Source organism: Agarivorans sp. MS3-6 (genome assembly GCF_054112545.1).
This window is the reverse complement of sequence record NZ_CM134202.1, coordinates 130,839-142,530: the sequence shown is the minus strand read 5'-3', so window position 1 is coordinate 142,530 and position 11,692 is coordinate 130,839. Positions and strand designations below refer to the sequence as shown.

General features: G+C 43.3%; 10 protein-coding genes. 8 read left to right on the top strand and 2 right to left on the bottom strand.

Annotated elements, in window-relative coordinates:
* Positions 1-54: 54 nt before the first annotated feature.
* Positions 55-1,455: an asparagine--tRNA ligase gene (asnS, locus tag ACVFI8_RS00720; RefSeq protein ID WP_457872740.1), complete on the bottom strand. Its 1,401-nt coding sequence runs from the start codon at positions 1,453-1,455 to the stop codon at positions 55-57.
* 153 nt (positions 1,456-1,608) lie between these two features.
* Here asnS and ACVFI8_RS00715 point away from each other — a divergent pair, with 153 nt between their 5' ends.
* Positions 1,609-1,977 carry a hypothetical protein gene (locus ACVFI8_RS00715; protein WP_457872739.1) on the top strand — a complete coding sequence of 123 codons (369 nt, stop codon included), beginning with the start codon at positions 1,609-1,611 and terminating at the stop codon, positions 1,975-1,977.
* A 4-nt stretch (positions 1,978-1,981) separates the two neighbouring features.
* Here ACVFI8_RS00715 and bioA read toward each other — a convergent pair whose 3' ends face one another.
* On the bottom strand, positions 1,982-3,250 hold the full coding sequence (bioA, locus tag ACVFI8_RS00710) for an adenosylmethionine--8-amino-7-oxononanoate transaminase (RefSeq protein WP_248715353.1): 1,269 nt from the start codon (positions 3,248-3,250) through the stop codon (positions 1,982-1,984).
* A gap of 96 nt (positions 3,251-3,346) precedes the next feature.
* Between bioA and bioB the strand changes: the two genes are divergently transcribed.
* The 7 genes from bioB (at position 3,347) to ACVFI8_RS00675 (ending at position 11,657) form a co-directional block, all read left to right on the top strand.
* On the top strand, positions 3,347-4,399 hold the full coding sequence (gene bioB / locus ACVFI8_RS00705) for a biotin synthase BioB (RefSeq protein ID WP_248715354.1): 1,053 nt from the start codon (positions 3,347-3,349) through the stop codon (positions 4,397-4,399).
* A gap of 1 nt (position 4,400) precedes the next feature.
* Entirely contained in the window at positions 4,401-5,567 is a 1,167-nt protein-coding gene (bioF, locus tag ACVFI8_RS00700; RefSeq protein WP_457872738.1) for an 8-amino-7-oxononanoate synthase, read from the top strand.
* The gene (bioC, locus tag ACVFI8_RS00695; protein ID WP_457872737.1) at positions 5,564-6,340 is read left to right on the top strand and encodes a malonyl-ACP O-methyltransferase BioC; all 777 of its coding nucleotides are present in this window, start codon (positions 5,564-5,566) and stop codon (positions 6,338-6,340) included. Before bioF ends, bioC begins: the two co-directional genes overlap by 4 nt.
* On the top strand, positions 6,333-7,028 hold the full coding sequence (bioD, locus tag ACVFI8_RS00690; protein WP_457872736.1) for a dethiobiotin synthase: 696 nt from the start codon (positions 6,333-6,335) through the stop codon (positions 7,026-7,028). Before bioC ends, bioD begins: the two co-directional genes overlap by 8 nt.
* A gap of 92 nt (positions 7,029-7,120) precedes the next feature.
* Positions 7,121-7,993 (top strand): protease HtpX, encoded by an 873-nt coding sequence (gene htpX, locus ACVFI8_RS00685; RefSeq protein ID WP_248715623.1) that lies wholly within the window; start codon positions 7,121-7,123, stop codon positions 7,991-7,993.
* Between the two features lie 207 nt (positions 7,994-8,200).
* The gene (locus tag ACVFI8_RS00680) at positions 8,201-9,178 is read left to right on the top strand and encodes an ABC transporter substrate-binding protein (RefSeq protein WP_248715358.1); all 978 of its coding nucleotides are present in this window, start codon (positions 8,201-8,203) and stop codon (positions 9,176-9,178) included.
* The gene (locus ACVFI8_RS00675; RefSeq protein ID WP_248715359.1) at positions 9,171-11,657 is read left to right on the top strand and encodes an EAL domain-containing protein; all 2,487 of its coding nucleotides are present in this window, start codon (positions 9,171-9,173) and stop codon (positions 11,655-11,657) included. The genes ACVFI8_RS00680 and ACVFI8_RS00675 overlap by 8 nt, the downstream gene beginning before the upstream one ends.
* The last annotated feature ends 35 nt before the right edge of the window (positions 11,658-11,692 follow it).

Genomic DNA, 11,692 nt, shown 5'->3' with positions numbered 1-11,692 from the left:
AAAGCCTCAACAAAATTGAGGCTTTAATCATTAAAGGTTTATAAACGCTGTTAATTAATACTCTGCATTTTTAGGTGCCCGTGGGAACGGGATGACATCGCGGATGTTAGTCATACCGGTTACGTATGACACTAAACGCTCAAAACCTAAACCAAAACCTGAATGCGGAACGGTACCATAGCGGCGTAAATCGCGGTACCAAGAGTAATCGTCTTTATCTAGGTTTAGCTCAAGTAAGCGCGCGTCTAGTACATCGAGTCGCTCTTCACGTTGGCTACCACCGATGATTTCACCGATACCAGGCGCCAGAACATCCATTGCTGCTACTGTTTTACCGTCTTCATTTTGGCGCATGTAAAAAGCTTTAATGTCTTTCGGGTAGTTTTTCACTACCACTGGCGCTTTAAAATGCTCTTCTGCCAAATAACGTTCGTGTTCTGAAGACATATCAATGCCCCATTCAACGTCGTATTCAAAGTCTCGTCCTGAATCTTTTAAAATTTGAATCGCGTCGGTGTAATCTACTTGGGCAAAATCAGCACTAACAAAGTTTTCGAGGCGGCTTACCGCTTCTTTGTTGATTCGCTGTGCAAAGAAGTTCATATCGTCCATACGCTCATCTAACACGGCTTTAAATACGTATTTCAGCATATCTTCTGCAAGTTTTGCCACGTCTTCTAAATCTGCAAATGCAACTTCCGGTTCTACCATCCAGAATTCAGCTAGGTGCCGGCTAGTATTAGAGTTTTCTGCACGGAAGGTTGGCCCAAAGGTGTAAACCTTCGATAGCGCACACGCGTAAGTCTCGGCGTTTAATTGGCCTGAAACCGTTAAAAAGGTTTCCTTACCAAAAAAGTCTTGTTGGTAATCTACTTCGCCTTTATCACCCAGTGGCAAGTTATTCATATCTAGAGTAGAAACCCTAAACATCTCGCCAGCACCCTCAGTATCACTACCGGTGATGATAGGGGTACTTACCCAAAGGTAACCTTGTTCGTGGTAAAAACGATGGATGGCTTGAGATAAGCAATTGCGCACACGCATAACCGCACCCATTACGTTAGTGCGAGGGCGCAGGTGAGCATGCTCTCGGAGATACTCTATACTGTGGCGTTTAGCCGACATGGGGTAGCTGTCGGGATTTTCTACCCAACCTACCACTTCAACTTCAGTCGCTTGAATTTCAAATGATTGGCCTTTGCCTGGGGATTCAACCACGTCGCCCGTTACAACAACAGAACAACCGGCAGTCAGCTTTAACACATCATTATCGTAATTGGACAGGGTATTAGGTGCTACGGCTTGTACGGCATCAAAACATGAACCGTCATGAATAGCTAAGAAAGAAAGTCCGGCTTTTGAATCGCGACGAGTACGGATCCAACCCTTTAATGTAACTTGTTGACCAACGTTGAACTTACCGCTCAAAACGTCTGCCACTGAAGAATGCGTCATAGCAAACAACTGCTCCAATCTGATAGTGCTAATATTATAAGGGAACCAATGTTACTTCCTGAGGCTAAAGACTCAAGTAAAATATGCTAAAACAATGTAATTCGATAAGTTATCCTTATAAAAACAAATTTATACCAGCAAAAAAGGTTAGCGATGCCCCATAACCGTAAAGAAAGAAGAAAAGGTCCAGATGGCCTCCAACGTTTGTTCTTTGTATTTTCTTTGATAGGGTGGAGTGCATTCTTAGCCTCGCTGATTGTTTATCACTATGCACGTCCCGAAATTGTATATAGTGCTTTTCAACCATCAGACGGGCAAGGATACCGCGACCATTGGCAAGAAGATTTGCGTCAGCTTTACGTTTATTTATTGTGGGGATGTTGTGGCATTACCTTAACCAGCATCGCGCTAAACTGGAGTCGTTCACGCCGTCAAACCGATTATTCTAAAATAAATACGGGCTTGTTAGCGCTGATTGTGATTGCCGCGTTGCTAGGCTATTACTTAAACTTGTTTGATTAGTGGCTTACTCCGCTAAAGCACCGTAAATAGCGCTACATAGCTGAGTTAACTGACTCGGTGTAATAACGTAAGGAGGCATGATATATACCAGTTTACCAAAGGGCCTAATCCATACTCCTTGCTCTACAAATGTTTGTTGTATTTGTGCAACATTGACCGGTGTTTTCGTTTCGACCACGCCGATGGCACCTAATATTCTGACATCATGCACCGCTTGCAGACCTGCACAAGGGGCCAATTGCTGCTTTAATTGCTTCTCTATGTTACGGACTCGTTGCTGCCAACCCGAACTGAGTAACAAATTAATACTGGCTACTGCTACTGAACAAGCCAAAGGATTTCCCATAAATGTCGGCCCATGCATGAATACACCTGCCTCGCCGCTACAAATAGTATCAGCGATTCTTTTTGAGGTAAGCGTGGCTGCAAGGCTCATATAACCGCCGGTTAAACCTTTTCCTAAACAAAGAATATCAGGCGAAATGTCGGCATGCTCGCAGGCAAACAGTTTACCTGTTCGACCAAAGCCGGTGGCGATCTCGTCGGCAATTAGCAGTACTTGATAATGATCACACAGCTTTCTTAGTTCACGCAGATACTGTGGGTGATAAATTCGCATACCGCCCGCACCTTGTACAATGGGTTCAACGATAACCGCGGCTATCTGCTGATGATTGTGTTCGAGCAGGGTTTTCATCGGTTCAATATCTGCGGGATCCCACTGTTCATCAAAGCCAGTTTGTGGGGCGGCACAGAAGAAATGCTCAGGTAGGAAACCTTGATAAAGCTGATGCATTCCGCCGTTAGGGTCGCATACCGACATCGCACCAAAGGTATCGCCATGGTAGCCGTTGCGTATCGTGGCAAACTTAGTGCGTTTTTCACCTTTGGCGTGCCAATATTGAAGTGCCATCTTTAAGGCTACCTCTACCGCGACCGATCCCGAGTCACTAATAAAAACCTGCTCAAGATTGTTAGGGGTGATCTCTACCAGTTTTTTGGCGAGTTCAACAGCGGGTTGGTGGGTTAGGCCGCCGAACATCACATGTGACATTTTCGATAGCTGATCAGCGGCAGCTTGGTCGAGTTCTTTGACCTTATAGCCATGAATACATGCCCACCAAGACGCCATACCATCGATTAAATGACGGCCATCTTCGAGTATAATTTCACATCCTTGGGCGGCGGCGACTGGAAAACAAGGCAGAGGTGTAATCGAAGAAGTATAAGGATGCCAAATATGTTGTTGGTCGTAGTTTAAATCAATGCTCATTTTTTAACCGCTTGTAAAGTTGTTGACTTATAAAAGTTGACAGCTGCTTTGCTGTAGATAGACTAGCCGAATATTATTGCTAAAGAAAGCGCACAAATGACTCAAGCACTCCGCCACGATTGGACCGTACAGGAAGTAAACGATCTGTTTGCTTTGCCATTTAATGACTTACTATTTCAGGCTCAGTGCGCTCATCGCGCTAACTTTGACCCTAATCAGGTACAAGTGTCTACTTTGCTCTCAATTAAAACTGGCGCTTGCCCTGAAGATTGTAAATATTGTCCACAAAGTGCTCATCACAAAACAGACTTAAAAACTGAGCGTTTATTAGAAGTCGAACATGTTCTCAAAGAGGCTGAAAAAGCCAAAGCAAACGGCTCAACCCGCTTTTGTATGGGGGCGGCATGGAAAAATCCGAAGCAGAGAGACATGCCTTATCTACTGAAAATGGTGGAAGGGGTGAAAGACATGGGCATGGAAACCTGTATGACCTTAGGTATGCTGGAGAAACAGCAAGCCGAACAACTGGCAGATGCGGGTTTAGATTACTATAACCATAACCTTGATACTTCTCGCGAGTTTTACCAAGAAATCATTACCACTCGAACTTATGATCAACGCCTGGATACCCTTGATAACGTGCGCTCTGCTGGGATGAAAGTGTGCTCTGGCGGAATAATGGGGATGGGAGAAACCGCTAGTGATAGAAGTGGTTTGTTAGTGCAGTTGGCAAATTTGCCTCGCCATCCTGAGAGCGTGCCTATTAATATGCTGGTCAAGGTTAAGGGAACCTTGCTTGAGGATGTTGATGATATGGACCAGTTTGAGTTTATTCGTTGTATTGCTGTTGCACGGATCATGATGCCACGTTCTCACGTACGTTTATCAGCCGGGCGTGAAGAGATGAACGAACAAGTGCAGGCTTTATGTTTTATGGCCGGTGCCAATTCAATCTTTTATGGTTGTAAGCTATTAACCACCCCTAATCCAGATGAAAACCAAGATATGCAGTTGTTCAAAAAATTAGGTATCCGTCCTGAGACGGCGGCGCTTAAAAATGGCACCGAAGAGCAAGAAGAAGTGCTCTACCAAACTTTGGTTAAGCAGCAGCAAAAAGACAGCGACTCGCAATTCTACGACGCTTCTTAAAATGGCTTTTGAGATTGTCAGTCAAGCCATTGAGCAGCGTAAACAGCAGCAATTGTTTCGCCAACGACGCTGCCAGTTTTCCGCTCAAGGGCGATGGATAGAATTTGATCGCCAACGCTACCTTAATTTTTCTAGTAATGACTACCTTGGTTTATCTCACCACCCAAGTGTGATTGAAGCCTGGATTAAGGGGGCTCGAGATTTTGGTGTGGGTAGTGGTGGCTCACCTTTGGTTAGCGGATTTCAAAGGCCACATTATCAATTAGAGCAGCAACTCTGCGAATGGCAGGGGCGTGAGGGGGCCTTGCTGTTTAATAGTGGCTTTTCAGCTAATCAAGGATTGATAAAAGCACTGTTAACAAAACATGATGTGTTATTACAAGATAAACTTAATCACGCATCTTTAATGGAAGCAGGGGTGCAGAGTGAGGCAAGCTTCAAACGTTTTAAACATAATTCTGTTCAACATCTAGAGCAACATCTTGTCAATGCTAGCAATGCCAACCGCCTCGTGATCACTGAAGGTGTTTTCAGCATGGATGGTGATCAAGCTCCGTTAAGCTCAATCAGTCAATTATGTAAGCAGCATGATAGCTGGTTAATGGTAGATGACGCTCATGGTGTTGGTTGCCTTGGTGATCAAGGTCGGGGAAGTATCGAACATGCCCATTTGCCAGTCAATGACGTACAAATACACATGCTTACATTTGGTAAGGCGCTAGGTGTATCAGGGGCGACCATCCTATGTAACCAAGAACTGAAAGACTATTTAATTAACTTTGATAAAAGTTATGTTTATTCAACCGCTATGCCGGCTGCCCAAGCCTGCGCGATCAGTGCTGCAATTGAGGTGGTCAAAAATGAACCACAATTTCAAGCCCAGCTACTAGCAAATATTACCTTTTTTAAAAAACAGGCATTAGAACTGGGGATTACATTAGGTGGATCAGACACCGCTATACAGCCAATTTTGTTGGGATCTAGCGAGCGGGCCTTAGCTATCAGCCAACAGTTACAACAGCGAGGCTATTGGGTCTCCGCTATCCGGCCCCCAACAGTACCCTCAAATACTGCGCGCTTGCGTATCACCTTAAGTAGCCACCACCAACAACAAGATATTAGCCAGTTGTTGTCGGTGCTGGCTGAGTTATTAAGTAACAAAATATGATTATTGACAAACGCTTGGTGGCGCAGTTTTTCTCAAAAGCTGTTACCACTTATAATGATTTCGCTGGATTACAACGAGATATTGGGCACCGTTTATTGACTTTTCTGCCAAGCCAGCGGTTTCCATTAGCTATTGATTTAGGTTGTGGTACCGGATATTTCTCTGCTGAGTTGCAGGCCAGAGCTGATTATCTAATATCGGTTGACTTATCCCACGCTATGGCTCGTCAAACTATGCAAACCCATCATGGTTTATCTAGTGTAGTGAGTGATGCAGAACACTTAGGTTTAGCCAATCATTCTGTTGATCTGGTTTTCTCAAATTTGGCCTTGCAGTGGTGTAATGACTTACCGCAGGCCTTAGCTGAGATAAAGCGAATATTAAAGCCTAACGGTGTGGCGATTTTTTCTACTTTAGTTGACGGAAGTTTATGTGAGTTAAAACAAGCCTGGGCTGAAATTGACCAACATAGCCACGTGAATAGCTTTCTTCATCAATCTGATATCGAAAAAGCCATTGAAAATTCGGGTTTTAATCAACGAGACATCACTATTGAAGATCAAACGCTGTGGTATGAGCATGCCTTTATGTTACTCGCGGAGTTAAAGGGGATAGGCGCCAATTACGTAGTAGAAGGTCAACACGGCTTGGCCAATCCAACGCAGTTAAAGAAGATGGCGGGTGTTTATAAACAAAAGTTTGCCAAATCAGAGATGGATAACCGCATGAGTGCCAGCTATAAAGTCTGTTATGGAGTGTTAATAAATGACTAAGTCTATTTTCATTACAGGTACCGATACCGAAGTTGGTAAAACGGTCATCAGTTGTGGCCTCATTAAAGCATTACAGCTACAGATGGCAGGCCGTCGCGTCAATGGCTATAAGCCTATTGCAGCAGGCGCTGAGCAAAGCGGTGACCATTTAGTTAATGAGGATGGTATCGCTATTCATGCCGTTAGTAGCGGTAAACTGGGTTATTCTGAAATTAACCCGGTGGTATTAGAGCAAGCCATTGCTCCTCATATTGCGGCACGGCTAGAAAAAACACCGGTAGATATCAGCTTGATGACTAAGGGCTTACAGCAGCTAAAAGCGAAGTCAGACTTTGTTGTTGTTGAAGGCGCCGGGGGATGGCACGTACCATTGGGGGAACATCACATCACGATGTCGCAATGGGTCGTAGAGCAACAGCTACCCGTATTGTTAGTGGTTGGAGTAAAGCTTGGTTGTTTGAATCATGCATTGTTAACGGCCGAGGCTATCAAGGCTAGTGGAGCCCGTTTAATCGGCTGGGTAGCCAATGTACTAAATAGCGATCGTCAAATATCAGATTTGAATATTCAGTATCTACGCGACACCTTTGAAGCACCGTGTATCGCCAAAATCCCTTATCAAGCTCAGCTAGACCCGCAATCCATCGCCAATCACTTCAGTTTGAATGAGCTAGTTTGTAAAATGTAAGTTAATAATTTAATCTCGAGGCATTGAAAAATGTGAGCTATGCCCAATATATTATAGGTGTTGGGTTATTTAGACCTATTTCGAGGAAGATGATGAAACGCATATTTTTGTTTTTAGCCACTAACTTAGCGGTTGTATTAGTACTTGGCATCGTCATGAACATTGTGTTCTCTGCTTTGGGGATATCGACTCAAAGTATTGGCGGACTATTAGTATTTTGTGCAATCTTTGGTTTTGGTGGTTCCATAATATCGCTGCTGATATCTAAGTGGATGGCTAAGCGATCTACTGGGGCTCAAGTGATTACTACTCCGAAAAACCAAACTGAAGCTTGGTTGCTAGAAACGGTCGCGCGCCAAGCTAAAGCCGCCGGTATCGGGATGCCTGAAGTTGCAATCTATGCTGCGCCAGATATGAATGCTTTTGCTACTGGAGCAAAGCGTAATGACGCCTTGGTAGCGGTGAGTACAGGTTTATTGGAAAACATGACTCGTGATGAAGTCGAAGCGGTACTTGCTCATGAAATTAGCCATGTTGCTAATGGTGATATGGTCACTCTGACTCTAATTCAGGGAGTAGTTAATACTTTTGTGATGTTCTTAGCACGTATTATTGCCAACCTGATTAGTTCTTCTATGAGCAACAACAATGAAAACGGCCAAGGTATGGGGACCCTCGCATACATAGCAACAGTTTTTGTATTGGAAATGGTATTTGGCATTTTAGCGAGCATCATCGTTAGTTGGTTCTCTCGCCAACGTGAATTCCGCGCAGACGCAGGGTCGGCTAAGTTGGTTGGCAAACAAAAAATGATCAACGCTTTACAACGCCTAAGTGGTAGCCGTGAACCGGAAATGGAAGGTTCATTGATGGCTTTTGGCATTAACGGAAAACGCTCAATCAACGAATTACTGTTAAGTCATCCGCCTTTAGAAAAACGCATAGCAGCACTAAGAGCGAATTAACCAAGAATCACTTCTGTTTCAATTTTTAAAAAGAGGGCCGTTTTTGCGGCTCTCTTTGATCTAGTGCTCAAATTTTGGGCGTAAACCTTTAAGTATGTAACATCGTCATAATTTTTTTACATCGACACTTTCTTTTTGTGCTAATGGCAAGCAGAATGACCTAATAATTGTTAAAGGCTCAGGATGAGTTGAGAACAACGTAGGGATATGAATTTTATTGTGCCGTCTTTAAAGTGTTTCAAACAGATCACTGTCATGTTGTTGGCTGGCTTGATAGCTGCTTGCCAAAATCAAACTCAAAATCTTCGCGTTGCTGTCTCTCCATGGCTTGGTTTTGAGCCAATATTTCTCGCTAAACAACTCGCTTACGAAGGCTCTGCCAGTTACAAGGTTAGTGAGCTTACAACCCCTAGTCATGTCATGCATGCTATTAAGAGCAACCAAGTAGACGCTGCCTTTCTCAGCCTAACAGAAGTGATTACATTATTATCAGAGCGCGTAGAACTGACCGTCGTTGCGGTTATTGACCGCAGCGTCGGTGGTGATGCTTTGGTATCGCAGCAGGCTATTGGCGATATTAGTTCGTTAAAAGGTAAACGGATAGGTTATGAAAGTTTATCCGTTGCGTCGCTAGTGATCGACGATTGGCTTCAAGACAGTGAGTTGCAAGCGGATGATTTTGTGTTAGTAGAAGCAAAATTAGATGAACAACTTGGCTTGTTTCGCAAAGGTGATATTAGTGCAGTTCTCACTTCGGGCCCAATCCAGAGCCGTTTAGTTGATAACTTGTCAGGGAATGTTTTATATCAAAGTGCTGTGCAAAGTGAACCGTATTATCGTGTATTGGTGGTGCGCACTAAGGCTTTACATGACCAAAAACAAAATGTGCTTAAGCTATTGAATAATTTTTACTCTGCCAGTAGTTGGTTAGAGGAACATTCTAGAGAAGGCTTCAAGCTGATAGCCAAGCGAACTCAGTTATATAGTAAAGAGGTTAAACAAGCCTATACCAAAATACAGGTTCTAAATGCACAGCAAAGTATTTCGCTATTTTCTAGCAATTTTATCTCAGGGCATGCCCAACAAAAAGCGCAGCGCATGGCAGATTTAGAATTGATCCGCCGGGCGCCGGATTTATCGAGAAACTTCAGTAGTGAGTGGTTAATGGAGTTAACAGGTGTTTAAGATAAAAAGGATTTCGCTAAGCATAGTTATTCCTGTATTGGCTCTGGTGTTGTTGCTAGTTACACAAGGGCTACTGCTATTGGGTACATTGAACGAACAACAAGACAAAATAGCGGAAGATGCCGCTATTAATCTGTTGAATACCGGGTACCAGCTTCAGCAAAGTTTGTCTGATAGCTTGTCGCGTCATCAATGGGATATCGCTGAACGACAAATTACCTTAGTGGCGTTAAATCAAGGCTTAGACTCGCTGCAAGTTATCGACCCTCAAGGCTTGGTTCAGTTATCTAATCATCGTGCTGAAAAGAGCTTATTTGCCGCCGATAGTAGCAACTATTTTAATGGTGACTTATTTACCAAAGTCAAAAACCAGCGGGCGCCATTGACACAAATACTCCCCCAGAAATGGCAAGTGAATTTGTATTTGCCTCTCGATATGGGGCCGCGTGAAGATAGTTTAAGACGTGCAGAACATGGAGCAATATTTGTCAGTTACAACCTTGAAAATGCTTGGTTGGTAAAGCGCCAAGAAATTTTTAGTGAAGCAATAAAAAGTTTTATTTACATGTCGATCGCTATGTTGATTTTAGTGTGGATGTTAAATCGCATTTTAGTAAAACCAGTCAACAAACTAGTGAGTCGCACTAAGCAAATTCAAACGCATAATCATTTACAAATTCAAGCGAAAAGTCAGGGTGAAATAGGTGCTTTAGAACATGCTATATCAAAAATGGCATCTGGCATTCATAGCAGTTTTGCCCAGTTGCAACGAAGCGAACAACGTTGGCAATTCGCATTAAGTGGATCGGGGGATGGGATCTGGGATTGGAACCTACTGACCAACACGGTTTATTATTCACCTCAATGGAAATCAATGCTGGGATTTCAAGATTCAGAGGTAGGAGAAAAAATTGAAGAGTGGGAATCAAGAATTCACCCGGACGACTTAGACAAAACTCTCAATGAGCTTCGTAAGCACCTTAAAAAGAAAAATAAGGTCTACGAGAGTATGCATCGCGTAAGGCATAAAGATGGCCATTATCTATGGGTCTTATCAAGAGGGATGGTTGTAGAACGTAGCGAGCGTGGTTTGCCTTCGCGTGTTATTAGTACGCAAACCAATATTTCAGAAGTCCGCTCGGCTCAAGAATTGGTGCGTTTCCAGTCGTCTCACGATGATATTACGCGTTTGTCGAATCGTCGTAAGCTGTTAGAAAACTTAGACCTCGAGATCGACAGGAGCAAACGTAGCAAAAAAGTCGGCGCGCTGATTTATTTGGACATTGACCATTTTAAAAACGTTAACGATATGCTGGGACATGCAGCCGGAGACCTGTTGTTACGCTTAATTGCTCACCGTCTTCGAGAGGGCCGCAGTAGCGCCGAAACTGTAGCACGGTTAGGTGGCGATGAGTTTGCGTTGTTGGTTCCTAACTTATCCAATGATCGCGAAGAAGCGAAAAATTTAGCGACTGAGATGGCGGTTGAATTAAGCCGAATTATTCATAAAGAATTTATTATCAAAGGCAACCAGATCACCCTTAATTTAACCACCGGTGTTGCCTTGTTCCCGAACCTTGAAAGTAATGCTACTGAGATTTTGCGCCAAGCCGATATCGCGCTTTATCATGGCAAAGATTTAGCGCGTTCTAGTGTTCATGTTTTCTCGGATAAAATGGCCGACGAAATTCAAGAACGCCACTTGCTAACAAAAATGATGCGAGAAGCCCTAGAAAACGAAGACATGGTTGCCTATTTTCAGCCTCGTTATAACGCAAATTTTGAAATGGTGGGAGCCGAGACCTTATTACGTTGGTTTGACAGTAAAATGGGTTGGATATCTCCTGGTCGTTTTATTCCTCTCGCAGAAGAAAATGGACTCATCCTGTTGCTAGGACAATGGGTTATGCGAAGTGCCTGTGAAACCTTAAAAGTATGGCAAGACCGAGGGCTTCCCGATAACTTTAAAACCTTGTCAATTAACGTTAGTCCTAACCAGTTTCACCGAGACACTTTTGTCCAAGAAACTATTAATATTATTCAAGCGACAGGTTGTGACCCAAAACTTATAGAGCTTGAAATTACCGAAGGCGTATTAGTCGATAACGTTCAGGATACGGTTGAAAAAATTCAAGCCCTCCGTGACATTGGCGTTCGCTTCTCCGTTGATGACTTTGGTACTGGCTACTCTTCATTAGCGTATTTAAACAAACTACCCATTAATTGCTTAAAAATTGATAAATCGTTTGTTAGCGAATTGCAAAGCGGTGGCAGTGAATGTGCCATTATCACGACTATTATTTCTATGGCGGAAAACCTAGACCTAGAAGTTATTGCCGAAGGGGTAGAGACAGAGTATCAGCTAGAGTTTTTAAAATATCGTCGTTGTACGGTTTATCAAGGTTTCTACTTTAGCGAAGCTTTAGAGCCAGAAATATTTGAAGATCGCTTATTTATCGGTCAGGCAGAGATAGCCTAAAGAACAAGTAAGTTTGTATTCAAGGTTGAAAGTTA